21 protein-coding genes are annotated in these 25,102 nt (G+C 43.6%); 6 read left to right on the top strand and 15 right to left on the bottom strand.

Going from position 1 to position 25,102, the window contains the following annotated elements; all coding sequences use genetic code 11:
- Positions 1–66: 66 nt before the first annotated feature.
- The 6 genes from FLAVO9R_RS16225 to FLAVO9R_RS16200 all read right to left on the bottom strand — a co-directional run bounded on the left by FLAVO9R_RS16225 (position 67) and on the right by FLAVO9R_RS16200 (position 7,862).
- Positions 67–2,730, bottom strand: coding sequence for an ATP-binding protein (locus FLAVO9R_RS16225; RefSeq protein WP_159532996.1), 2,664 nt, complete (start codon positions 2,728–2,730; stop codon positions 67–69).
- Between the two features lie 34 nt (positions 2,731–2,764).
- Positions 2,765–4,039 (bottom strand): ABC transporter substrate-binding protein, encoded by a 1,275-nt coding sequence (locus FLAVO9R_RS16220; RefSeq protein WP_159532994.1) that lies wholly within the window; start codon positions 4,037–4,039, stop codon positions 2,765–2,767.
- Positions 4,040–4,181: 142 nt separating this feature from the next.
- Positions 4,182–5,672 (bottom strand): sensor domain-containing diguanylate cyclase, encoded by a 1,491-nt coding sequence (locus FLAVO9R_RS16215; RefSeq protein ID WP_232370682.1) that lies wholly within the window; start codon positions 5,670–5,672, stop codon positions 4,182–4,184.
- A 99-nt stretch (positions 5,673–5,771) separates the two neighbouring features.
- Complete coding sequence (locus FLAVO9R_RS16210) at positions 5,772–6,593, bottom strand: choice-of-anchor H family protein (RefSeq protein WP_159532992.1); 822 nt, start codon at positions 6,591–6,593, stop codon at positions 5,772–5,774.
- 114 nt (positions 6,594–6,707) lie between these two features.
- Entirely contained in the window at positions 6,708–7,106 is a 399-nt protein-coding gene (gene rraB, locus FLAVO9R_RS16205; protein ID WP_159532990.1) for a ribonuclease E inhibitor RraB, read from the bottom strand.
- Between the two features lie 30 nt (positions 7,107–7,136).
- Entirely contained in the window at positions 7,137–7,862 is a 726-nt protein-coding gene (locus tag FLAVO9R_RS16200; RefSeq protein WP_159532988.1) for a 1-acylglycerol-3-phosphate O-acyltransferase, read from the bottom strand.
- 232 nt (positions 7,863–8,094) lie between these two features.
- Here FLAVO9R_RS16200 and FLAVO9R_RS16195 point away from each other — a divergent pair, with 232 nt between their 5' ends.
- Positions 8,095–9,234 carry an HD domain-containing phosphohydrolase gene (locus tag FLAVO9R_RS16195; protein ID WP_159532986.1) on the top strand — a complete coding sequence of 380 codons (1,140 nt, stop codon included), beginning with the start codon at positions 8,095–8,097 and terminating at the stop codon, positions 9,232–9,234.
- A 115-nt stretch (positions 9,235–9,349) separates the two neighbouring features.
- Here FLAVO9R_RS16195 and glnG read toward each other — a convergent pair whose 3' ends face one another.
- From glnG to glnA, 4 genes are all read right to left on the bottom strand, one after another.
- Positions 9,350–10,759 carry a nitrogen regulation protein NR(I) gene (gene glnG, locus FLAVO9R_RS16190; protein WP_159532984.1) on the bottom strand — a complete coding sequence of 470 codons (1,410 nt, stop codon included), beginning with the start codon at positions 10,757–10,759 and terminating at the stop codon, positions 9,350–9,352.
- A complete protein-coding gene (glnL, locus tag FLAVO9R_RS16185; protein WP_159532982.1) occupies positions 10,749–11,834 on the bottom strand; it encodes a nitrogen regulation protein NR(II) in 1,086 nt (361 codons plus the stop codon). The genes glnG and glnL overlap by 11 nt, the downstream gene beginning before the upstream one ends.
- A gap of 126 nt (positions 11,835–11,960) precedes the next feature.
- Positions 11,961–12,530, bottom strand: coding sequence for a DUF4124 domain-containing protein (locus FLAVO9R_RS16180; RefSeq protein ID WP_159532980.1), 570 nt, complete (start codon positions 12,528–12,530; stop codon positions 11,961–11,963).
- Positions 12,531–12,635: 105 nt separating this feature from the next.
- Complete coding sequence (glnA, locus tag FLAVO9R_RS16175; protein ID WP_057789700.1) at positions 12,636–14,045, bottom strand: glutamate--ammonia ligase; 1,410 nt, start codon at positions 14,043–14,045, stop codon at positions 12,636–12,638.
- 432 nt (positions 14,046–14,477) lie between these two features.
- Between glnA and typA the strand changes: the two genes are divergently transcribed.
- The 3 genes from typA to FLAVO9R_RS16160 all read left to right on the top strand — a co-directional run bounded on the left by typA (position 14,478) and on the right by FLAVO9R_RS16160 (position 18,166).
- Positions 14,478–16,307, top strand: coding sequence for a translational GTPase TypA (gene typA / locus FLAVO9R_RS16170; RefSeq protein ID WP_159532978.1), 1,830 nt, complete (start codon positions 14,478–14,480; stop codon positions 16,305–16,307).
- A 180-nt stretch (positions 16,308–16,487) separates the two neighbouring features.
- Complete coding sequence (locus FLAVO9R_RS16165) at positions 16,488–16,883, top strand: response regulator (RefSeq protein ID WP_159532976.1); 396 nt, start codon at positions 16,488–16,490, stop codon at positions 16,881–16,883.
- Positions 16,884–17,020: 137 nt separating this feature from the next.
- On the top strand, positions 17,021–18,166 hold the full coding sequence (locus FLAVO9R_RS16160) for a MalY/PatB family protein (RefSeq protein ID WP_159532974.1): 1,146 nt from the start codon (positions 17,021–17,023) through the stop codon (positions 18,164–18,166).
- Between the two features lie 92 nt (positions 18,167–18,258).
- Here FLAVO9R_RS16160 and FLAVO9R_RS16155 read toward each other — a convergent pair whose 3' ends face one another.
- Positions 18,259–19,455: an Nramp family divalent metal transporter gene (locus tag FLAVO9R_RS16155; RefSeq protein ID WP_159532972.1), complete on the bottom strand. Its 1,197-nt coding sequence runs from the start codon at positions 19,453–19,455 to the stop codon at positions 18,259–18,261.
- 203 nt (positions 19,456–19,658) lie between these two features.
- Here FLAVO9R_RS16155 and FLAVO9R_RS16150 point away from each other — a divergent pair, with 203 nt between their 5' ends.
- Complete coding sequence (locus tag FLAVO9R_RS16150) at positions 19,659–20,336, top strand: UPF0149 family protein (protein ID WP_159532970.1); 678 nt, start codon at positions 19,659–19,661, stop codon at positions 20,334–20,336.
- On the opposite strand, the gene FLAVO9R_RS16145 is transcribed toward FLAVO9R_RS16150, so the two are convergent.
- The 3 genes from FLAVO9R_RS16145 to FLAVO9R_RS16135 all read right to left on the bottom strand — a co-directional run bounded on the left by FLAVO9R_RS16145 (position 20,333) and on the right by FLAVO9R_RS16135 (position 22,706).
- Complete coding sequence (locus tag FLAVO9R_RS16145) at positions 20,333–20,530, bottom strand: hypothetical protein (protein WP_159532968.1); 198 nt, start codon at positions 20,528–20,530, stop codon at positions 20,333–20,335. The two genes, FLAVO9R_RS16150 and FLAVO9R_RS16145, sit on opposite strands and share 4 nt — an antisense overlap.
- Before the next feature lie 68 nt (positions 20,531–20,598).
- Positions 20,599–21,027 (bottom strand): protoporphyrinogen oxidase HemJ, encoded by a 429-nt coding sequence (gene hemJ / locus FLAVO9R_RS16140; RefSeq protein ID WP_159532966.1) that lies wholly within the window; start codon positions 21,025–21,027, stop codon positions 20,599–20,601.
- Between the two features lie 2 nt (positions 21,028–21,029).
- Positions 21,030–22,706, bottom strand: coding sequence for a chloride channel protein (locus tag FLAVO9R_RS16135; protein WP_159532964.1), 1,677 nt, complete (start codon positions 22,704–22,706; stop codon positions 21,030–21,032).
- Positions 22,707–22,823: 117 nt separating this feature from the next.
- Between FLAVO9R_RS16135 and FLAVO9R_RS16130 the strand changes: the two genes are divergently transcribed.
- A complete protein-coding gene (locus FLAVO9R_RS16130) occupies positions 22,824–23,549 on the top strand; it encodes a DUF6776 family protein (RefSeq protein WP_159532962.1) in 726 nt (241 codons plus the stop codon).
- 93 nt (positions 23,550–23,642) lie between these two features.
- On the opposite strand, the gene FLAVO9R_RS16125 is transcribed toward FLAVO9R_RS16130, so the two are convergent.
- Positions 23,643–24,779, bottom strand: coding sequence for a putative manganese transporter (locus tag FLAVO9R_RS16125; RefSeq protein WP_220100008.1), 1,137 nt, complete (start codon positions 24,777–24,779; stop codon positions 23,643–23,645).
- Positions 24,780–25,102: the final 323 nt, after the last annotated feature.

The raw sequence follows: 25,102 nt of genomic DNA, 5'->3' as shown, positions 1-25,102 counted from the left end.
AAAGACAACCCTTTTTGTTTGGCCGTCAATCAGGAAACGGTGCAAAGTGTAAGAATCTCTGCGTTTTTAATGTTTCATGTGCAGCTTTAACATATCAACCAAAGCTTTGCGTTTAATTGGCTTCGTGAGATAGTCGTTCATGCCCACATCGATAGCGCTTTGTTTATCTTCTTTCATGGCATTGGCCGAGAGCCCAATGATGGGAAGGGTAGTAAAGCCCGCTTTTCTTAGGGCTTTTGTAGCCTCATAGCCATCCATTACGGGCATTTGGACATCCATCAATACTAAATCATAATGGGGGGCGTTTTCTATTTTACGCACCGCTTGATTGCCATCTTCCGCTATATCAAACGTAATCCCTAACATTTTAAGCATTTCACCGGTAACAATCTGATTTATATTGTTATCTTCAACCAACAAGATATGTCCTTCTAAACTAACATCTTCAATAACATCCGCACTGTTGGTTGTGGCTTGTCGTGTTTCATTACTGACTACCATAGACATGAAATGTTCAAATTGTGCAGGCGTAAAGGGGTGCATAATAAGCGGGCCTTTCCACAGGCTATTGTACTTATCTTGTAGCGCACTCCCTACGGTATCCATGATCAAGCCAACATGAGTTCCTTGCGCTGCTAACTCGTGTAACCAGCGGACATTTTCCTTAAACACACTAAAGCTAGGAATATCAACAATAAGGTGTTTAGGCAGAGCATCGAGCGATTGGGCGGCGCTAATGTCCATGATATTGGATTGGCTAATTTGTATTATCGACTGATAGATATCGGGTAGCAGAGGCGAAGAAGTTAAGTACATACTGGACGTGGGCAACTGAGGTGTAAGGTCAAAAATACCAGGCTGATTCTTAAATACACGAAGAGGCAACGATATAGTAAAGGTACTGCCTTTTCCTTCCACTGAAGTGGCTGATAATGAGCCACCCATCAAGTCGGTGAGTTGTTTTACAATAGTTAAACCCAGGCCGGTTCCCCCATACTTGCGATTGGTCGCGTCATCCGCCTGAGTAAAGGGGTTAAAAATACGAGCAAGTTGTCGCTCACTCATACCAATACCTGAATCTTCAATGATCATTGTTAGGGAGAGTAAGTTACCTTTATCGTTAATACTGCCATTAAACCGAATGCAGATTTCTCCTTGCTCGGTAAATTTCACCGCATTACTTCCAATATTCATTATGATTTGAGCAATACGTAGCGGGTCGCCAATAACTTGCGGCACAATGGAAGGTGACACAATGAAGCGAACGGCTAAGTTCTTTTCTTTGGCTTTAAGGGCAATAACAGCAATGAGGTTATCGAATAGCGAATGAAGGGAAAAGCTGACTTCTTCAATTTTAAGTTTGCCGGCTTCAATTTTTGAGAAATCTAAAATATCATTTATAACACTCATTAAAATTTGGCTTGAATAGGCGGCTTTATCAAGATAACCACTTACAATATCAGGCACTGGATGTTGCTGAGCAAGTTCTATTAAACCAATAATACCATTCATGGGCGTGCGAATTTCATGGCTCATATTGGCTAAGAAAATACTCTTTGAGGCGGTTGCTCGCTCTGCTTTTATCTTACTTTCAGTGAGTTCTGAGTTTAAAGATGCCAACCTGCCATTTAGTTCACGGGCTTCCGATAGTAAGCTTTCCGTTTGCTTGTTTTTGTCACTAAATACATGGGCAGCGCGAGCAAGATTCCCAATTTCGTCGTTACGGCTATTGCCTGGAATACTCGAAATATTCTGGCCTTCAGAAAGCCGATTGAAAACTTCGGTAATGGTGCGAATAGGGCCTAAGATACGGTAGGCCGTAAATATGGCAGCGGTGAGGGTAAGTAGAATGGAGACCAGAGAAAATATCTCACCATTACGTCGTGTTTCTTGCGCTACCAAATAGGTGTTATGAGCAATAGATTCGGTTTTCGACGTTACTTGGTTGGCAAGTTCGCCACTTAAATATAAAAATTCATTCGCTGAACCTGCCATAACGACATTAACCAAAAACAAATTCCCTTGGGTGATTTGTGTCAGCTTGAATAAGTCTGCTTCTGCCTTTTCTAGTAAATCATTAACTTGGCTATGAAGTGTCTGGTTGTCTATTGTGATAGCTTTGATTGCAGTAATAGCTTCATTGAATTGAGTAATTAACGCCATATCAGGCTTCATCAGATAGCGAAGGATTGCGTTTTCCGCCATAGCAATATGGAAGTTAAGTTTATCGATGGTACCTTGAGGAAGCGTGAAGTTCTCGTTTGCAGTATCAAATAAGCGCTTAACTGCCAGCAAATCTGACAATGACCCATCAATGATTAAATCGTCTTTTCTTGAACGAGCATCAATAACCTGTCGGAAATTTTCTTGGTAGGCACTAAGATGTTTATGCATTCGAGACAGCACATAGGTATCGTCAATTTCACCGCTTTGAGTAACAGGATCGGCGAGCTCTTCTAACCTTTTGTTGATAGAGAGCATCAACCTTTCGAATCGCGTTACCGCAGATTGACTCGCATTTTCTTTGTAGATAAGTACATTACGCTGTAGGTCGATAACGTCTCTTTCGAGCTCTTTCACTATGCCCACATCAACCACAGCACGACTTGAGGCCGCCATACCGCGGCTTAAAACAGATTGGTTCTCCCTAGCAATATACCCTTGTACTAAGAGCAGGGCGACTAAAGCAATTAATACGAGAATAAGTTGCGTTCGAATCGAGGTCAGCATAGCTACTATTGTGCCTTTGACTTAGCCAATTTGGCTAAGACGTAATAAATTCATACCATTTTTGGAGGCTATATTCGTAGGTAGGCATGACCGTATTCCATACCGCAATATTACTAAACCTATCTTCATAGCTTCCACCTGAGCGCTGTTCACCTTTTTGAACACTAACCTTTCCTGCAGGACCTTTTAGGCTTTCGCTTGCAGGTAAGCCTTTGTACCAATAATTCCACTCGGCTTGCGACAAATACTTTGCGGAGCGCTCTGGGTTAGAGATGTAATAGCCCTGGCGAGCAATAAATGCGCCTGGCCAGCCGGACAACCACCAATTCATATATTCATAAGCAACATCTTTGCTTCTGCTTTGTGCGGCGGAGGATAAACACATTACACCATGCCAGCCTCGGTAACCTTCTTTGGGAGCGGCAAATTTAACTGGAATATTTTGGCTGTTTAAGGCTGATACCGCAGGAGAGAACATGCTTTCTATAGAGACACGTTGGCTTTTCATAAATTGAACTGATTCAGGCACCGACGTCCAAAAGCCACTGAAGTGATTTAATTGGGATAACTCAATAAGAATACTGAATAAGTTATCTAGCTCTTGTGTGGTCATTGCCCCTATATTTTCAAACGATATATAGCCTTTTGCTTGTGCAGCTAAGGCTAAGTCGAAAAGTCCAATGGTGGGGTCATTCACGATCCCCACTTTGCCAGACAACCGGCTATCAAGCAGCCACCCCCAACTTTCCTCTTGGTTTTTAAGTTGCTCAGGAAATTGCGACGTATTGTAGCCAAAAGAATCTACGTTGTGCACATAGGGAAGGAAGCTAATGGTGTCTGTATGTTCAACACCCAAACTACCATCAGCTTGTACGTTAATAATTTTATGGGGAGCATCACCAGCGCCTAGTCGTGCTGCTTCTGTTACTTTACCTGTTTTGGTTAAATCGTTTATTTCATCCCAATAAGTAAGTTTTTTCTTTTCGATCGGCTGAATAGCTTTTGAACGCCACAAAACATTAATGCTGTTTGACCACTGTTCATATAAATCAAAGGCACTAGGGTCCATTGATGCTCTTTGAAGTACGGTGGCGCTTCCACCAGGCTGAAATTGAATATTAATGCCTAAATCAGCCATGGCGTGTTGACGGATTTCTTCTTGCAGCGTGACATGGGTACCCATGACTCTTAACGTTGGTGTTGGCTTTCCTATTGCAAAAGGCGCTACTCCGGCAGATACTCCCAGCGCAGCCGCTCCTTTGATAAAACTACGCCGAGGGCGAGAAGATAAACGTTGGCTGGGTGGCATTAGAACGGTTCCAGTTGTTCTTTATAATATTTTTATTCTGGCATCGATTTTAGATATTTACCAAGTTATTTGCCAAAGCCAGCGAAGCTTTAGACCAAAGAACGATAAAAATGAATTCATCATACTCGTTTAGGTTGTGCCACTAATTGAGTGAATTGGATTCCGTTTTATATTGTCTTACCAAGCTAACCCGATTTCTCCCTTCTCGTTTAGCGCGGTACAGCGCCTCATCAGCCTTGCTCATCATCTCTTTTGTTTCAGTGGGGTTTACCTCGCTGACATAATAAGCACCAATACTGATAGTTACCTCATAACCCTTTAGCGCAGGAAGCGTGCTTGAAATTGATTCAACCCGCTTTCTGAGTCTATCAAGAATATTCTTAGGATCATGGGAGCCTGGTAATATCATACAAAAAGCAAACTCTTCTCCGCCTACTCTTCCTACACCATCTTCTTGGCGGAAAAATTGTTTCATCGACTTCGCAACAGCCACTAATACATCATCACCAAACGCATGACCGAAGGTATCATTGAGTTTCTTAAAGTGGTCAACATCGGCAATGCCGATTAATAGAGAATGGCCGTGGCGATGAGCAAAGTGCGTAGATTTATCTAGTGCCTCTTCAAAGGCACGCCTATTCGGAATGTCGGTGAGAGGGTCAAAATAGGCGAGTTTTTCAAGTTTCACGTTAACGTTACGAAGCTCTCTGGTACGTTGAGTTACCAAGTCTTCTAAATTTTCTCGAATACTCTTTAGCTCAAAATTACGGTTATTCAGTTGCTCGGCGTGAAACTTAACGGCACTTACGTCTCGCTCGACCGAAGCGAAGTGGGTGACTTCTCCCAGCTGATTTTTGAGTGGAAAAATACTCATTTCAACCCAGTAGGGGGTGCCGGTTTTAGTATAATTAAGTAGTGTTTCCGTTATTGGCTTGTTCTCTGCTAGTGCACAGTGAATGCGAGAGGTAGCTTCTTTGTCTGTCAGTGTACCTTGAAAAATCCGTGGCGTTTCACCCATTAGCTCTTCTCTAGAATATCCCGTAAGCTTACAAATGGCATCGTTCACGTAAATGATTTTGGGTGATAAAGGTCCCTCGATTGATTTCGCCTCGGTAACAATAATCATATCTTGTGCGCTTTGCACAATATCGAGGAATGAAAACGCTGCAATTTTTTCGGTGATTTCGGTAAAGTAAACCACCACAAAACCTGCACCCTCGGATTTTTCCGGATAAGCACTGACATTTAACCAACAGATCTCTCCGCTGTTATCATTGACTAAGCCAATAATTTCATCAGTAATCGAGACATTTAGCGACGTCACTTTGTTTACCGGATATTCGTCGGGGTGAAGACGGCGATTTTGCCTGTCTACCAACTCCCACCCATCTTCTAGCAGATGCCGGCTTTGTAAACGTTCAAGTGACGTTTTAAATAGCTTCATAGCTGCAGGGTTCACGTAAACAATCTGCGAATCCCAAGAATGTATCACTACGCCAATATGCGCATGTTCCAAAAGGTTGATCAGGTTTACATTTTCAATTTTCATAGCACGTATACCATCTAGACTTAACATATCGATGTAGCTGCCAACCGGTAGCCACTTTCGTAAGTCATTATGCGGCCAAATCATATTGCATAATGCTTATTTTTTGTTCTACTACTTTAGTATAGTGATAAAAGGATAAAGCGCCGCCTTTCAATGAAAGTCTTTTTGGTAAACAGTAAATTGCTAGTGCCGAGCCAACCTGCGCGCCACTAGAGTAAAGGCGATGAATAGTAAACCGAAGATAGTCGTGCTGCCGCCGTGTTCCTCAACCACTATGACCGTATCTTCGTAGATATACTCATGGTTATCACTTTCTAAACTTAGATAAGCAAGGTCGGCATCATCATAGCCGTCAGAAAAAGCGACCAGTTGCTCGGAATAGGCATCATATAGTTCGATGAGCACATCATAATCTGCAGCGGGAAAGCCTGAAAGCAGGCGGCTTTCTACCACAAATGCATCTGAGGAATCTTCACCATACAGCACAAATTCAGAGGTGACATGAATGGCCTCATAGCGATCGTTTCTGCCTAAGTAAATAACCCCATATACAAGGGCACTGTCGTAAGCGGTATCTGCATCGAACTCAACGGTAAATTCAGAATAATATCCGTCATAATCGATATCAGTATCTAAAGATACCCAACTGTCATAAATCCAGTAATCGGGCAATAGTGTGGTTGATTGTGCTTCGGCATAGGATTTACTCGTGCCGCTAAAAAGGCTTTCACGTTTCGCTTTTTTCTCAGCCAACGAAGGTGATTCCAATACGCCAGTTTTTGTATCGTTAATGGCACTGGTAGAGGCATTCTTGGTGGTCGCGTTAATTGCAGCCTTAGTGGACGCTTCAGCTGGGGAGTAAACGGCGCCGTAGCGATATTCTGTTGATTCTACAGAAACAGGGTCATTGGATGACACTGGATCCGCGTATGAAGTAGTGATCAACGAGCAAGGCAATAGCGCTAATAGGCAGAACTTAGCAAAGGGTTGAATGGGTGATTTCATTGTTTACATCCTTTCTAATCAATAGTGACAGGTGCCATTGTTGATTAAATAAGATGAACAAAAACTGAAGCCACCCTTAATGTTCTGTTGAGTAAAGGGATGAGTCTGTCAGAATCAATCTTCTAGGTAGTCGTCTTCGTACTCATCTTCATCATCGCCGCGGGGCATGAAATACGTACCCCAGCCGTCGTATTGAACGTCTTGCTTGTCAGCAATTTTAAGTAAGGTATCGGAATCAGCATTGAGTTTTTCAAGGTCTAACGCTCGCTCAATGATAGCATCGAAACAAAAAATTGTGCCGCCATCATCAAGCATTAACTCTTCTGCGTCAGTGACTTCAAAACCCGCTTTGAACGTATCAACCGCCGCTTTTTCTAGCTTGTCGAAGTCGTTACTCGCAAAGTGATGCTCAATGGTGTATTCAGCATCGGCTTGGCTACCGTCTTCTAGTAGCGCTTCTATGGTTTCCTCATTGAAGGAATACCATTCTTCTCTTTCATCAAACTGACTCATAAAGCAAAACCTCAATCATTTTTCGCAAGTTTACCTGCTTTTTTCCATTTCAGCGACTTCAGCATCCAACTGGGCCATCTTGTTTTTCATCTGGTCGTTGAAATACTGCATCCATGCTTTAATTGGTTTTTCGTCGGTGAGGGCTTCAGGCGCACTAATATCGATAAGTACTACGCCATTGTCCCACCGATTCCACTTTACTTTGTTGTGTAGGTTACTCGCAGTAACCATGACGATGGGTTCATTGGTGGTTTTCGCAAGTCGGAATGCGCCTTGTTTAAAAGGCAATAAACCGCGTCCGTAGCTTCGTGTTCCTTCAGGGAAGAACCATACAGAGGTACGCTTTTTAGCTATACGGTTGGCTGCAATATCTAATGTGTTTCGGGCTTTGCCGGAATTTTTCCGGTCGATGAGGATATTACCTGATAGCCAATAAATTTGACCGAAAATCGGGATCCACTTAAGGCTTTTCTTGCCAATGGTGACAACGCCGGGTAAAGCGGCTTTACAAATCGTCATCACGTCGTAGCTATTTTGATGATTAGCAATAAACACGTAGGGTTCTTTTATGTCTACCGCCGGGTCTTTTCGAACAATCACCTTTAAACCCATTACGTAAGACATTAACGAATAAAGTTTACCCGCCGTATGCACATTATCTTTATGGAACGGGCGAAAAATACATACTGCAAATAGGGCTATATTAACTAGCAAGAAGGTGAGTAAAAGCGTAGGTACGCGTAGTAAAGCTATCAAAGTGGCTCCTGAATATAAATGACGCGCGAAGTATAAAGTAAGTTTCAGCGTACACTTGTCCGATGAGCTATTATAGATGCTTTAACGGTTCTGTTGCCATGGAATAGCTAGAAATACGTTCAAAATGGGCAAGTTAATATAAAATACTTAACTTTAGTATGAGGTAACTTGGTCGATAGCATCTTACAATAAGAGAAAGTGCAACCTCATCCTCACCAACCCGGTATCTATAATGCAGACATTTGTACCTGACGACCTCGAAGAAGATATTCTTTGTGACTTAATGGAAGAAATTAATGAGCTTTACGAATCGAGTGAGCAGACATTAATCGAATTAGAGCTTCGTCCAGAGGACAATGAACTGCAACGTGCGTTGTTCCGTTCAATCCATACGATTAAAGGCGACCTTGGGTTAGTGAATTTTTCACCCATGATCCCCTTGCTTCAACATGTGGAAGACTTACTCGACTATTTACGTAAAGGGCAAGTATCTTATACCAGTACCATGAGTGACTTGGTATTACTTACCATGGATAGGGTCAAGGCATTTGTAGAAGCTGTTATGGCTGAAGGAAAAGCCGAATATGACGATACCTTGCATCAACAGTTGGTCATGGCGATAAGTCGAATTACGCCGGATAATGGTGATGAACATGAGAAACGCCTCACCGAAGCGGTATTATTACTCAACCCCGCGCTAGACGTGATCACCGACGACAACAACCCTGAAAATATTCAAATAAAACCGCCTACTTTGGCAACGTCGGGTATACCTAAAGACATGAGTAGTGAAAAGAAACTGGATGTTCTTTTCTTTCGCGATCTCATGCAAACCATTGAGAAACGCTCGAATTTTTGGGTTGGTCGGGGGGATAGGGTAGCTAAGTTAGCGATATACATTAACAGCACAGCGGGTAAACCTATTGATGAGTCTCAGCTAGCCGTAGCCAGTTATGTGCATGATTTTGGTATGGCTTTCATGCCATTAAAGCTATTGCATAAAAGCGAAGCGTTAACTGATATAGAATTTAACTTAATGCGCTCCCATGTGTATAAAAGCTCTCGTTTGCTAGAGCACTTAGATCAATGGGATTTGGCCCGTAAAATAGTGATGCAGCATCATGAGCGTACCGATGGAACCGGTTATCCATTAGGGCTGAAAGAGGAAGGTATTTGTGATGGCGCTAAGTTACTAGCTATTGTTGATACTTATGATGCAATGACACATTCCCGAGCTCATAATGAAGATAAGCAACTATCCAAGAAAGAGGCGGTTATTGAAATTAACCGAAGCGCTAAAGGCCAATTTAGCATGAAGTGGGTTAGGTTGTTCAACCAAGCTATGACAAGTCTGTTGAAAAAGGGCGGCTAGCCTCCGATTAGCTACGAACATATTTTTTGTTTTCAACAAGCATAAAAAAGCCCGCAATTTAACAATAAATAAAGCGGGCTTTTGTGTATTTGTAGCGCTTAAAACCTACCTTGAATTACGTAATACCTAGCTCTTTTAATTTGCGAGTAAGGGTATTACGCCCCCAACCTAAACGCTTAGCGGCATCTTGCTTATGGCCGTGAGTATGCTGAAGGGCACGTTCTAACATAATCTTTTCAAACGTAAGCATAGCGTCATTCAGAATATTGTATCTGCCATCGCGAAGTTGCTTGTCAGTCCAGCGGGCGAGTAAATCTGGCCAATCTCCCGCTTCGGCGGCGGGCTTTTCTATGCTGCTGTCACCGTGGATTTCAGGCGGCAAGTCACTTGGCAGAACTTCTTGTCCACTGGCCATTACGGTTAGCCATCGACATACGTTTTCGAGTTGTCTCACGTTACCTGGCCAAGGAAGCTGAGCCATCAGCTTTTCGGCATCTTTACTTAAGCTTTTTGCTTCTACATCTAGCTCTTTAGCTGCTCGGCGTAAGAAGTGACGCGCTAATAAATGAATATCTTCACGGCGCTCAGATAGAGACGGTAGGTGCACACGAATAACGTTTAAACGGTGAAATAAATCCTCACGAAATTTTCCGTCAGCCACACGCTTTTCTAAGTTTTGGTGGGTTGCAGCAATAATACGCACATCTACTGCCACAGATTGGTGGCCGCCCACTCGGTAAAATTGTCCGTCGGCTAAAACACGAAGAAGTCGAGTTTGTACGTCTAACGGCATATCACCTATTTCATCAAGAAAAAGGGTACCGCCATCAGCTTGCTCAAAGCGGCCTTGGCGCGCATTTTGTGCACCGGTAAACGCCCCTTTTTCATGACCGAATAATTCCGACTCTACCAAATCAGCTGGAATAGCGGCCATGTTAAGTGCGATAAAAGGCTTGCTAGAGCGCGGGCTATGGCGATGCAAAGCGTGGGCAACAAGCTCTTTACCGGTACCTGACTGGCCGTTAATTAAGACACTAATTGATGAACGAGATAATCGGCCGATTGCACGGAAAACTTCCTGCATCGCGGGTGCTTCACCGATAATTTCTGTTTCTGGATCGTCCTGAGGGGCTTGCTGCGTTTTCGACTGCTCTCTTGCATGGGCTAACGCACGCTGTGTGAGTGTTACCGCTTCATCAATATCAAAAGGTTTGGGGAGATATTCAAACGCCCCTTTTTGATAGGCATTTACCGCACTGTCTAAATCTGAATGCGCCGTCATAATAATTACGGGCATCATAGGGTGGGTTGCATGCACTTCGTTTAGGAGTGTCATTCCGTCCATCTGCGGCATTTTAATATCAGATATAATCACTTCCGGCGCTTGACCGCTTTGTAACTGAAGGAGTAAATCTTGTGGGTTTTCAAAACACAAGCATCCGATGCTTGCTGTTTGTAAGGCCTTTTGAAGCACCCAACGAATAGAACTGTCGTCATCGACAATCCATACTGACTCATTCGTCATTGCCTGTCTCCTTGCGGTCTATCGGAATATAAATTACGAATTCGGTGTGCCCAGGGTGGCTATCTACATCTATTTTTCCGCCGTGATGGTTTATCAATGTTTGCGATATCGATAACCCTAAGCCGGAACCATTTTGCTTACTGCTCACCATGGGGTAAAAAAGCGTGTCCTTTATTTCTGAGGGAATGCCTGGGCCATTGTCTATGACCTTAATTTTAGCGATTAACGCATGGCGGTGTCCCTGAATTGTCATCTGTCTTTCAATGCGTGTTACTAAACGAATCTGAGGATTGGGCGTTTCACTTTCGGTTAGCGCCTGAATGCTGTTTCTGACAATATTCAATACGGCTTGCTGAATCATATCAGCGTCAATCATTAACGGCGGAATACTCGGGTCGTAATCACGAATGATGGTAATGGGGGTTTCTGAGTCAACCCGCATTAGGCTTCTAACTTGCTCTAACGCTTGGTGTACATTACTCCAATTGAATCTGGGAAGTGAATTTGGCCCCAGCAAGCGATCGACCAAATTACGTAGTCGATCAGATTGCTCAATGATCATTTGGGTAAATTCTTTGTGCCCTTCACTCAATTCTTTCTCAAGTAATTGCGCCGCCCCGCGAATGCCCCCTAATGGGTTTTTAATTTCATGAGCTAACCCACGAACAAGTTCACGAGCTGCATAATGTTGTGCGTTTTGTAAATTTTCACGGGATATTCTTTTTTGCTGGTCTATTTTTTTTACTTCAAATAGCAGCCTAGCCCCTTCTTCTAATTGCAAGTTCGTGACAGTTAAATCAACCATGACGTTGCGGTTATCTCTAAAACACAGGCGAATTTCATTTTCGGTAAAGTCTTCTCCGTGTCTTAGCGCTGCGCGTAAGCGAGTGGTATCGATATTTCCAGGCAGAAAAAAGTCGTCAAGACGATGGCCGCATAGTTGCTTTCTACCTGTTTCAAATAGCGCTTCCCCTGCGTGGTTGGCATAAACAATATTTAATCTATCGTCCACCATTACAAGCGCAGTATTCAGGCTGTTCAAAAATTGTTGCGTGTCTAACTCGGTTGATTGCATCCGAGCTTATCTCCTTTGCACTATATAGGTGCATTGTAACGTATCGGCAAAAATTGTAGGCACAGAATTGGTGTTACTTTTTTTCTGTTCCCCGCTATGGTGCGGGCTTTGCGCTACTTTCGAACGTTAGTTGCTATTTATTAACGCTGAAGCTTGATGCAGAAACAGCGTTTGTAGTGCGGAGGATGCAAGAGTCTTGCCCTTATTGTCTGTGAGCTCAACCTTATACTGATGTTCGCCCCGATTTATGCCATTTAAGGTAAATACGCCTGTTGTATTGCTCTGCAATAGGGCGTCATCAAAGATTAATTGATAGCGAGGCGCTTTCACTGAAGTCGGTTGGTTCGCACGTATGGTGACGTTTCCGGCATTGTTTCGAAGGGTGGCATTAGGGGCCGGAGAGGCTATAACCACTTTATAGGCTACTTTCTTCGATTTAGTTGTTTGAGCCAGAACGGGTTTAGGTGTTGATGGACTGGACACTACATTCTGTGTTTTAGCATCAAACTCAACGGTGTCGCTTTTCGGTGAGGGGCTATCGGTATAAAGGATAGTGCCGTCAGCCTGCTTAACCTTGTACACAGGAGAGCTTGTGGTGGTAGACACCTCAGGATCATTTGATGTGCTTTGCCCATGGCTTTTACCGGGAGTTAACACCATCACCATAAGCAACACAATGTAGGGATAAATATTCAATAGGGAGACCCACTCATAGTTTCTTACTTATATAGTAGAAAAGCTTTAGCATAAAAAAAAGCCCGCATAAGCGGGCTTTTGTATATTGAAGCACTTAAGCGTTAATTAAACGCTGTAGTACATATCGAACTCAACTGGGTGAGTTGTCATGGCAAGCGTAGTTACTTCTTCAGACTTAAGATCGATGTACGCATCAATCATGTCGTCAGTCATAACGCCACCAGCTTTAAGGAATTCACGGTCGTTATCCAATGCTTCTAGTGCCATTTCTAGCGAGCTAGCAACGGTTGGAATTTCTGCCGCTTCTTCTGGTGGTAAGTCGTACAAGTCTTTATCCATAGAATCGCCAGGGTGGATCTTGTTCTTAATACCGTCAAGGCCAGCCATAAGCATTGCTGAGAAAGCAAGGTATGGGTTAGCTGTTGGGTCAGGGAAGCGTACTTCGATACGACGTGCTTTATCGCTCGTTACGTATGGAATACGGATAGATGCAGAACGGTTACGCGCAGAGTATGCAAGCATTACCGGTGCTTCAAACCCTGGAACCAAACGCTTGTAAGAGTTTGTTGATGCGTTTGCAAAAGCGTTGATTGCACGAGCGTGTTTAATAATACCGCCAATGTAGAAAAGCGCTTCTTCAGAAAGACCAGCATACTTATCACCCGCAAAGATGTTTACACCATCTTTAGCGATTGATTGGTGACAGTGCATACCAGAACCGTTATCACCTACAAGTGGTTTAGGCATGAATGTAGCAGTTTGGCCATAAGCGTGAGCTACGTTATGTACTACATACTTATAAACTTGGATTTCATCTGCTTTCGTTACTAGTGTGTTGAATTCGCAAGCAATTTCGTTTTGACCAGCAGTAGCAACTTCATGGTGATGTGCTTCAATAACTAAGCCCATTTCTTCCATTACTAAACACATTGCAGCACGAATGTCGTGCGCTGAATCTACTGGAGGAACTGGGAAGTAACCGCCTTTAACACCAGGACGGTGACCCATGTTTCCGCCTTCAAAATCAGCGCCTGAGTTCCATTTTGCTTCAGCAGCATCAATTTTGTAGAAAGAGCCGGCCATGTCTGTGTGGAATTTAACATCGTCAAAAAGGAAGAATTCTGGCTCTGGGCCGAAGAATACAGTGTCGCCAATGCCGGTAGATTTTAGGTATTCTTCTGCACGGCGCGCAACTGAACGTGGATCACGCTCGTAACCTTCCATAGTAGAAGGCTCTAAGATGTCACAACGAATATTTACTTGAGTCTCTTCTGCGAATGGGTCGATTACCGCACTCGTAGGATCAGGCATAAGTACCATGTCTGATTCGTTAATGCCTTTCCAGCCAGCAATTGAAGAACCATCGAACATTTTACCTTCTTCAAATGTCTCTTCGTCTACCGTAGCGGCAGGAATCGATACGTGTTGTTCCTTGCCCTTAGTATCAGTAAAACGCAAATCAACAAATTTCGCTTCACTTTCTTTAATCAGCTCTAATGCCTTTTCTACTGACATCGTGTCCTCCAGGTTTAATGTAAAAATGCGGAATGATCAGCTTCATCCCAACAGTGGAAAAACTAAAAGCGATTTTCATGCCATCTATCGTGATTCCAATTTTGCTGGCTTAGCAGCAAGAGGATAACGGAATGACTAATGGTGTTGCACACAAATGGTGCTTAATCGCTATATTTTGGTGCAAATTAAATTTAGGTAGCCGTAAGCTAGCCTAGATTAACTTGTCTTCACTTACCACCGAAAACAGGGCTCGAAAGTAATAAATTCGTTAATCAAAGACTATAATAGTGAAAAACATGCCTCCCTTTAAAAAAAAGGTGCGCAAACGCCGTGGTTTTTCTGTACAATCCGCGCAAAATTTACTATCTGCATTTTTTGCAACAAATCTAATGCATGCTTAACATCATGTAATGATTTACACAGGCTCCCTAGATGAATACCACTGATATTAATAAATTACGTAACATTGCTATTATTGCTCACGTTGACCACGGTAAAACAACTTTGGTTGATAAACTGTTACAACAGTCAGGCACTCTTGAAACTCGCGGTGAGCAAGAAGAGCGCGTGATGGACTCGAATGACATCGAGAAAGAACGCGGCATCACAATCTTAGCGAAAAACACTGCTATTAACTGGAATGACTACCGTATCAACATCGTAGATACTCCAGGACACGCCGATTTCGGTGGTGAAGTAGAGCGTGTAATGTCAATGGCCGATTCAGTGTTGCTTCTAGTAGATGCGCAAGAAGGTCCAATGCCTCAAACGCGTTTCGTAACACAAAAAGCATTTGCTCAAGGCTTGAAGCCAATTGTTGTTATCAACAAAATTGACAAGCCTGGCGCACGTCCTGATTGGGTTATGGATCAAGTATTCGATTTGTTCGACAACCTTGGCGCAACTGACGATCAGTTAGATTTCCAAGTTGTATATGCATCAGCACTAAATGGTTGGGCTTCATTAGACGCCGACGAGCCAGCTGAAGACATGAACGCATTGTTCCAAACGATTGTTGACCAAGTATCGCCTCCAGATGCAGATGCCACTGGTGCATTCCAAATGCAAATTTCTCAACTTGATTACAACTCATATGTAGGTGTAATTGGTGTTGGCCGTATTAAACGCGGTACTGTTAAGCCAAACCAACAAGTTACTGTTGTTACCGCTGAAGGTGAGAAGCGTAACGGTAAAGTTGGCCTTGTATATGGTTACCTTGGTCTAGCACGTCATGAAGTTGAAGGTGCAAGCGCTGGCGATATTATCGCAATCACAGGTTTAGGTTCGCTTAAAATCTCTGACACTATTTGTGATGTTAACCAAGTAGAAGCGATGACGCCGTTATCTGTTGATGAACCAACAGTTACTATGACCTTCCAGGTAAACACTTCACCGTTTTCTGGTAAAGAAGGTAAGTATGTTACTTCACGTAACATTCTAGAGCGTTTGAACGACGAACTAGTACATAACGTTGCACTTCGTGTTGAAGAAACGCCAGATCCGGATAAATTCCGCGTATCAGGCCGTGGTGAACTTCACTTGGGTATCCTTATTGAAAACATGCGTCGTGAAGGCTACGAGCTAGCAGTATCACGTCCAGAAGTTATTCTTAAAGAAGAGAATGGCGAAACACAAGAACCGTTTGAAACACTAACGGTAGACTGTGAAGAAGCGCATCAGGGCTCTATCATGGAACAACTTGGTCTGCGTAAAGCTGAAATGACCAACATGTCTCCAGATGGTAAAGGCCGTGTACGTATCGACTTCGTTATTCCTAGCCGTGGTTTGATTGGTTTCCAAACAGAATTCATGACGATGACGTCTGGTTCAGGTTTGCTTTATCATACGTTTGATCACTATGGCCCATACAAAGGCGGTATCATTGGTAAGCGTAAGAACGGTGTTCTTATTGCTAACGCTAACGGTAAAGCCCTAACTAACGCCTTGTTTAACCTTCAAGAGCGTGGTCGTTTGTTTATCGGTCACGGTGTAGAAGTTTACGAAGGTATGGTTATCGGTATTCACAGCCGCGATAACGATTTAACTGTTAACGCCCTTAAAGGTAAGCAGTTAACTAACGTTCGTGCCTCTGGTACTGATGAAGCGCAAACTTTGGTTCCGCCTATCAAGATGTCGCTTGAGCAAGCGCTTGAGTTCATTGATGAAGACGAATTAGTTGAAGTTACGCCTGTATCTATTCGTATTCGTAAGAAGTTACTTACTGAAAACGAACGTAAGCGTTCTTCACGCGAGAAAAAGTAATCACCTCCGCTTTGATGACTTAATTAGTTTTCAAATGCATTAAGATGATTCAAAAACGCCAGCTTTCAAGCTGGCGTTTTTTTATGCTCACGTTTTTGCCAAAATGTCGACGAAAGATGAGTTGGCAACATCGACTTTGGCCTCTATCATCAAGTTAATGAAATTAAAAAGGCAAAGCCCGTGTTCTCTGTAGCAGTTATTGAAGACGATGTTATTACGCTCGATCTTATTACCGATGCATTAGAAACCCGTTTATCGGCGACGGTTTACCCGTTTAGCCGAAGTAAAATTGCCCGTGAATTCTTGCTTCAACAAACGCCAGACACGTTACAATTGATTATTAGCGACCAAGTCATGAAAGAATATGACGGATTAAGTTTGTTAAAGGCATGCCGGTCGGCGAACTTATCTGTTCCGTTTTTACTGATCACTGGTGATCCCAATAAAGAACTCGTCATGGAAGCGCGCAAGTTAGGTGTATCTGGTTTTTTAGCAAAACCCTTGCAAATGGACTCCCTGGCCGCAAAAGCCAAGTCCGTAGCGCTAGCAAATGCTAAAAGTCGCGTAAGCGAATAACTAGCTACTCCTTAGTAAAGCATTCAAGGGCGTTAGCAAACAAATAAAAAAGTCCTAAATGGTCTAAGCAGCGCTAGTTTATATGCTTACGAATTATTACACTGGTGCTCATAATGTAATGGCAACAGGATGTAAGTGTGACGTTTAATTTTGACCAAACCCCACCTCGTAAAGATACCTATTCGTTTAAGTGGCAAAAGTATAAAGGTAAGGACATTATTCCTGCTTGGGTTGCCGATACTGAATTTCGATGCGCTCAGCCAATTTTGGATGCAATTTCTGAACAAGTTGAGCATGGCAATTTGGGCTATGTATTACCTGGTCAACATCAAGGTGCGATTAGTGCAATCCAGCGTTGGTTGAAAGACAAGCACGACTGGGAGGTGAAAGCAGAGTGGATTGTGTGGACGCCAGGCGTTGTGCCTGCGTTTAACGTTGCCTGTAAAGCTTATTGTGAAGCTGGCGATAAGGTGCTTATTCAAACACCTAATTACCCGCCTTTGCTAGCAGCACCAAAATTAAATGAACTAGAGCGCATCGATATAGGCACAGTGATTGACACTAAGTCGGGAGAGAGCCGCTATACATTAGACTTTGAAGCGCTAGAAGCCCATGCTGCCGACCCTAAATGTAAGCTATTCATTCTTTGTAATCCGATGAACCCAGTTGGCTCGGTATTAACCAAAGCAGAGCTAGATCGGGTTGCTGATATTTGTAACGCCAATGACGTGTGTTTATGTTCTGATGAAATCCACTGTGACCTGATTTTAGAGCCTGGAATTAAGCATATTCCGGCTGGACGTGAAGCGAACCTAGCCAACAACAGCGTTACCTTAATGGCCGCTAGCAAAACCTTTAATATTGCTGGTTTGGGTACCTCGTTTGCGATTATTCCAGACCCTAAACTCCGGCAGCAATTTACCGGTGCTGCTGCGGGTATTGTACCTTGGGTCAATGTGTTGGGATTAGCGGCTACCGAGGCAGCCTTCACGCTGTGTGATGATTGGCATAGTGCTCAGCTTGAGTATTTGCGCGCTAACCGTGATGCCGTGTATGAAACGATAAACGGCATAGATGGGCTATCTATGTTGAAGCAAGAAGCCACGTTTTTAGCATGGGTAGACGCAAGCGGTTTAGGGGTTGAAAATGTACAAACGTGGGCAGAAGAAAAAGGCGTAGGCCCTTCTCCTGGTGCAGATTTTCACAAAGCCGATCACTTTCGAATAAATTTCGGCTGTAGCCAGTTGATGCTCAACGATGTGCTACAACGTCTAGCTATGTAGCCGACCAGTTAGCCACTCACTAAACATAGCATATAAAAACGCCCGTTTGCTTATCGCATAACGGGCTTTTTTGTGGCTGAATGCCGTGTAACTTATATGAATAAGCTGGTGAGTTTGTAAAGCCCCAATCCCACCACAACAGATACCACTAGAACGCCTGCAAAATTGCTCCATGGGGTGTTTTTGAATTCACCAAGTGCGTTGCTTTTATTCATCACCACTAATAAAAAGATAGCAATAATAGGCAGCAATAATCCGTTAGTAGCTTGAGCAAATAAGATAGCAGGCAAGGGTTTAAAACCGAGTGCAGCAACGGCAACGCCACACACAATTATTGCCAGCCACACCGTGCGAAACCCTTTGCTTTTCAAGTTATCAGACAGCCCAAGTGCTCCACAAACTGCATATGCAGCCGCAAGTGGCGCAGTTATCGCGCTGGTTAGCCCTGCCGCAAATAAGCCTAGTGCAAAGAACCATTGGGCTTTATCGCCCAACACAGGTTTTAATTGCTCACCCATGTTGCTCGCATCCATCGTAGCCGCTTGGTTAAAAAATGCCATCATGGCCGTGGCCATTACAACAAGGGTAATTAAGCCACCCATGCTAATGGCGGTTGCCGATTGCTTGCGGCACCCCTTAATGGCATTAGCTTTGTCTGCATTATTAGATGACTTCGCCACAAGACTTGCATGGAGGAATAAATTGTAAGGCACAATGGTGGTGCCTATTAACGCAAGAATGGTAGTAATGGAGTCTGCGCTAAGCTGAGGTTGAAGGAGCTGGCTAAACATTAAAGGTATATCGGGTTTAGCGACTATCAGGGTAACGAAAAATACGCCAGCCATGATAAATACGAGGTACACCAGAACGTTTTCTATCCATGAGTAGCTGCCTGTCCACAGTAGAGCAATGGCAAGTGCGCCAAGAATAAGTGCCCAGGTGCCCGTGCCAATTTCCCAAAAAGCATCCAGACCAATGGCGGCGCCGGTAAGGTTACCTGATTCATAGGCGGCGTTCCCAATACCAATTGCGCTGACAATTAAGGCGATGAATAGCATTTTTAGCCACGGCGTCGATACCATGTCTTTCATCGCTGATGCCAAGCCTTTGCCCGTTGCCACCCCCAAGCGAGCAGCCATATCTTGCAATACAATGGTGGCAAAAATTGAAAACAATAACGCCCACACCAAATGAAAACCGAAGTTAGCGCCTGCTAGACTCGCCGTTGTTACTGTACCTGGGCCAATGAAGGCGGCCGCGATAATATATCCTGATTTATCTTTTGCCATTGCAGTCACTCTTAGTTTAGTTTTGCTATCATGACAATAGGTTAGCCATTGCGCAACCACGCAGACTAACTCCATCGCTACTGGCTTACTATGTTGCAGTGTATTGAAAGCAATCGTTAATCGCGCTTTTAATACAACATAAAAAGGGGCGCGAAGGGTACAGGTAATAAATAGGTCATTTCAACCGCTTGTAGGAATTTTTAATGTCAGAAAAGGCGCGTCCCATCGATATTCTTTTGCCTGTGTTTGAAAAGGGCAAGTTAACGCATGTGCTACCTAGCGCTTATAAAGCCGACGGTATGATATTCGCAGTTGCAGCGTCACCAGAAATCCCTATGCCAGAGCAGTGGATGCCATGGATGATACAAAGCTCGTCAAGTGCGCTGGTAGACGAAGATGTAGATGCATTGGCGGATGTGCTGATGGATAACTTAAGGGCTCACCTGCAGTGTATGACGGACGAGAAACCCTTAATGCCAATGCGCTGTGAGTATTCAGAAGGGCAAGCTGATACTGCTCCTGAAATACCCGCTGAATTAGCTCAATGGCTTGAAGGATTGCTTTACGTGCACCAGCAACTGGAAGATGTCTGGCAACAGGCGTGGGGAAAGTTAAGTGCGAAAGATGCCTATCGTGAAGACAGTAGTAGCTCAGATACCCCAGAGAAACGACTGTCTCGTTGCTTAAAGTTATTTACTACCCTGGCGAATGTTAAACTGGCATTGCAGTATCGTAATCCCAGCCAAGCACAACAGCTAAAAGAAAACTTACCTTTATTGTGGAAGCAGCTCCCTGCGATGGTTCAAGATTATATTGCTCTGGCTGGTGAACTGAGCGCAGCATTACCCAATCAGTTTGAAACCTTTACGAAACTTCCTTAACGTGCTTTCTGGCGTTGCAGCTGTTTGCGCTGAGAAAGCGTGTTGCGCAATGACTTCATATAGGCGTCTAACTCTGCTTTAGCGTTGTCGTAAGCATTACTTAACTCACTAGAGCCCGGCTGGCGCATCAACGCTTTAAACGCTAAATCAGTTTGCGATAACAAATCTTTTAAATGTTGGTTACTATCATCCATGTAGTTTCCTTTAGGTTATTTAATGGTTAATCCATAACTGTATTACGAGGTAACACGGTCTATCGAATTTATAAAGGTTTTAGTATTGCTAAACAAACAATAGCCAATATAAGCAGTACCGGTGCTTCATTAATAATGCGGTAAAATTTGGCGCTGTGACGGTTTTCGTCACGGGAGAATTGCTTTACTAGCTTAAACAAATAGAAGTGATAGCTGTAAAGCGCAAGTAAAAGCATAAATTTAATATGCAGCCAACCCGACATTTTAAACCACGTACTTCCATAGCTTACAATAAGTGCGACGCCAAACGCTAAGGTTAAAAAAGCGAACGGGGTAACAAAAAACCACAGCCTTCTTTCCATTACTTTAAACTGGTCTTTCACTTCTTGCGACGTGGCTTCAGCGTGGTAAACAAACAGCCGAGGAAGATAAAAAATTCCTGCCATCCACGCCAACATGAAAAAAATGTGAAGTGCTTTAAACCATAAAATGTACATTGTTAATACTGTGCCTTTTGTAAAAAGCTTTGCAAAATATTCCAGGTAATAACGCCAATGATGTCGTTTAGTTCCTGATCGTAAATATAAACCGCACCAGAACGCATATTTTTAAGATGCTCATATACTTCATGGAGCGTGCTTTGGGCATTTAAGCCTTCCATCTCGTGATAACTAAGCGCATTAGCATCGTGCTCTAAGCTCACATTATATTGGACCAGACGATACTGCACATCTATTTCAAATTTTGATTGTTGAATTACGATTTTCGTTGGATTTTTCGATAAATAGTCTTCAAGTGCCTTATCTGGAGCATCATGAAAAAGCTTATAGTCTTTGCTTAATGCAGCTAGCACGCCAGTCTTTTCAAGGGCTTCACGAATAGAAGAGATGGCATAGGGTAAGTTTTGATAATCTAATTGGCGAATGAAAATCGACCGATTGCCGAAAAACTGTGTTGATGTCACATAAGCAGGCACGATAACCAACATGGCGGGCAAGATGATTTCAGGGCTGTAAGATAGCTCCATTACCGCAGATAAGGCGGCGAGAGGCGCGTGAAGTACAGCGGTAAGCATGCCTGCAATGCCCAATAAGGCAAAGCTATTAGTAAACTCAGGCACGTCGATAAAGTATGACAATGGCACTAGCAGTACCGCGCCTGCAAGCATACCGATAACCATCACAGGACCGATAATTCCGCCGGGAATACCCAGTCCAATAGCAAAAACAGCCAGTACTACTTTGCTCACTAAAATGGCACACAGTAAAAGCGTTTCTGGGTTACTGGCAAATAAGGTTTCAACATCAATAAAGTTCGCCCCTAACGCCTCGGGCAACAACATACCCACTGTGCCTGTTATTAGCGCCGCCAGCATGAGTCGCCACACCATGGGGACAGGTCTAAACCAGGTCATTACCCGCATAAGTTGGTTATTAAATAATGTAGCGAGCATACCGAGTAAAACGCCCAGCAAAATAAGGTATAAGTACATCCACTGACTAAATGCGGTAAAAGACAAAAATGAAAGCTCATTCACTTGCCCAAATACGATACGGGTTAACACCGAGCCACACGCAGCAGCAAGCATAACGGGCACAAATATATGTATTTTATATTCTCGTAATACCACTTCCATGACAAAAATAACCGCAGCAAACGGAGTATTAAATGAAGCGGATATACCCGCCGCAATACCACAACCGGCGAGAATACGAATGCTGTTATAGGGAAGTCTTAGCCATTGACCTAAGAAACTGCTGGCCGATGCACCTAAATGAACGCAGGGACCCTCGCGGCCTACCACGAAGCCACCCGCTAGTGCCAACATACCGCCGAAGAACTGATTAATGGTGGTGCGAAAGGGAATATGGCCGTAGTAATATTTTACGCGGTGTATGACAAAGGGAATACCCATTCGGTAGTGCTTAAAGCCCGTGATATAGGCAATAAGCAAAATACACAGCACGCTAAGCAAGGGCATGAGAAACCAAACGGGCCATTCATCATTGAACCATTCCCGCAGTGCGCCAAAACCTGATGCTTGAAGCCACTCCACGCAAAGTCGAAACATGATGATCAACGATGCTGCGCTTACGCCGCCCACAATACCCAAGAGGCAAAGTTGTATAGACGTCCTCGGGTGAGCCACTTCTTGTCGTAAAGCCTGCAAACGCATGTTGTGATACAGTAGAGAAATCGTAGGTATAAGCAGCTTACCACAAACACTTGAAATTCATAATGTTAAGAAATTTAATGTATCTGGCTCACATTCACTAAGAATCAAAAACTATTCATGACAACCGATAAATTGAAACAACTCCTAGGTAATTATAAGTGGTCATTGCTTGTGGCTGCTTTATCTCTGTTGATGATGGCGTTTGGCTACAAGCTAGCGCGGATAGCGGACGAGGGCGACAGTTTGAAGGTTGACGCTCAAGATAAAACCATTGCGTTACTGGTAAGTGAAAACAATCAATATGTGACTCAGGTTAATCAATTAGAAGTCGCATTGCATTTAACAGAATTAGAAAAAAAATCGATTTCGGAACAACTCAATAACCTTCAAAAAGAACAGACTGAGCTTCAAGAGCAACTCGCTTTTTATCAACGAATTATGGCACCTGAAACCACTCAGGATGGTTTTGTCATTGAAGGGGTCGAAGTTGTCTCATTGGCAGAACCTAATCAGTTTCAAATGCGTTTTGTCGTGCTGCAGCAGCGACAAAACAAAGCATTAGTTAAGGGCAAACTTGCTATCACTTTATCAGGTGAACGTGAAGGGAAGGAGTTAACGGTTTCTATTGGTGACCCTGGGTTTATTTCGCAAGAAATAGAGTACAGGTTTAAGTATTTTCAAGCCGTTAATACAAGCTTTACGCTACCCGATGGTTTTCAACCGACATCAATTACTCTTACTACTACCGTATTTCAGTATAATTCTCGGCGTGGAGATCTAGCTAAAAAGGTCACATGGGAAGACGCATTGAACAGTGACAGCATATTAGACGATACTCAATAGCGCCTTGTCGTTGTACTTGATGCGCTTGCGAACGTGCTTGCCCAAAAGTGTCTAGCCAAAAGTGATTTGCTGCTAGCAGCCTCACTGACATCGCTATCTCTCAAATAAAAAATAATACCCATAGCCTACCGCTACGGCAGGAGCAGCGGAATAGGCAGTTGCTAGAATGGCAGCTTTTGGTGACAGTGCTATGGCGGGAAACAGTGCATCGCCATCATTACTAATTGCATTACCAAGCTGAGCTGAAAATGGCACTGCCCCGTTTAAATAAAGACTGGTCACTAAAATTTGTGGGCCGCACCCAGGCAAAAAACCAACCACAATTGCTAAACCTACAACGCTCGCGCCCATAGAGGTTAGTGTGGCACCTATATCGAGTCCAAACCACAGTATAGATAATTCAAACAATAAAAAAGCAACGACAACCCAAGCTAATACAAATTGGGTGTCTAACGCTGCTTTACTCTGCCAGCGAGGGGGAGGCGTAATAGCATCTTCTCTGGTAAGCGACGCATAACCTGTACTTCCACCGTTTAACGACCATAGTGTAATTGCCGACAGACATAATACGGCACCAATAAGTTGCAACGTAGGTTCCGTTACACCCAGATATTCATGCACTGGCGATTGAAACGACAAGCCCAGTGCAATGGCAAGTGACGGTAACGCCACAACCAGCCAAAAGTACGTAGAAAGTTTATCAATTAAAGAGGAGGCAGTGGTAGATGGTTGCTCATTATGATCGGTACTATTAAGGGTATTGGCTGAGGACGGTGGCTGGTAATTGTGGAAATGGTTCACAGCAACGCCGGTTAGGGTACCCACCACCATTCCAACACCCATTACGGTTAAGCCATCAAACGGCGCTTGCGCCAGTAGCAAGAACGCGGCGTCACCCATGGTACTTGTTAGCACAGCAACCACAGCACCGAAGCTTGTGACACCTCGAGTATATTGAGTGACCACAATAATCGCGCCCCCACAGCCGGGAAGGGCACCAAGGAAGGACGCCAAGCCTACTTCATAAAACGGATGCTTGCGCATAAAATCGCCGATGGCCTCAGCGGATACCTTTAACGTGGCAATGTAATAAACAGACAGTGATGCATAAACAAATGCTGATACTTGGAAATAGGCATCGGACAGAACTGCGATGGTTGCTTCCCGAGTGAATGAGTAAACAAGAAGCACGACAACAAACGCCGGCAAGAAGAGGCGCTTGTTTAACATTAGTGTTTTTTGCCTAATTTTGTATTTACTGATTTTTTCAGTTGAAGTTAGGGAGGACACTCGCGACTCCAGGTGGCAGCAACAGGTGGTCGTACTTCAAGGTTCAGTACTCAAAGGTACAGTCCTATAAGGTACAGCCCCACACGGTACAGTGAAAATAACAGGTTTTATCAAAGGCACACGTAATGAGCTTTGTTAATACACTGTACTAATTCCTACGAACTTTCACGTGATCAGATCATGCTATAATCACATTAAATGATAATAGTAATTATTATCATTTAATGGCAACCTGTCAATACTCATCGTTAGTAGTAACAAAT

Origin of the sequence: Alteromonas sp. 38, from assembly GCF_902506055.1 — a bacterium.
Lineage (GTDB): Bacteria > Pseudomonadota > Gammaproteobacteria > Enterobacterales > Alteromonadaceae > Alteromonas > Alteromonas lipotrueae.
The sequence above is the reverse complement of the archived record's forward strand: the minus strand, read 5'-3'. Positions and strand labels throughout refer to the sequence as shown.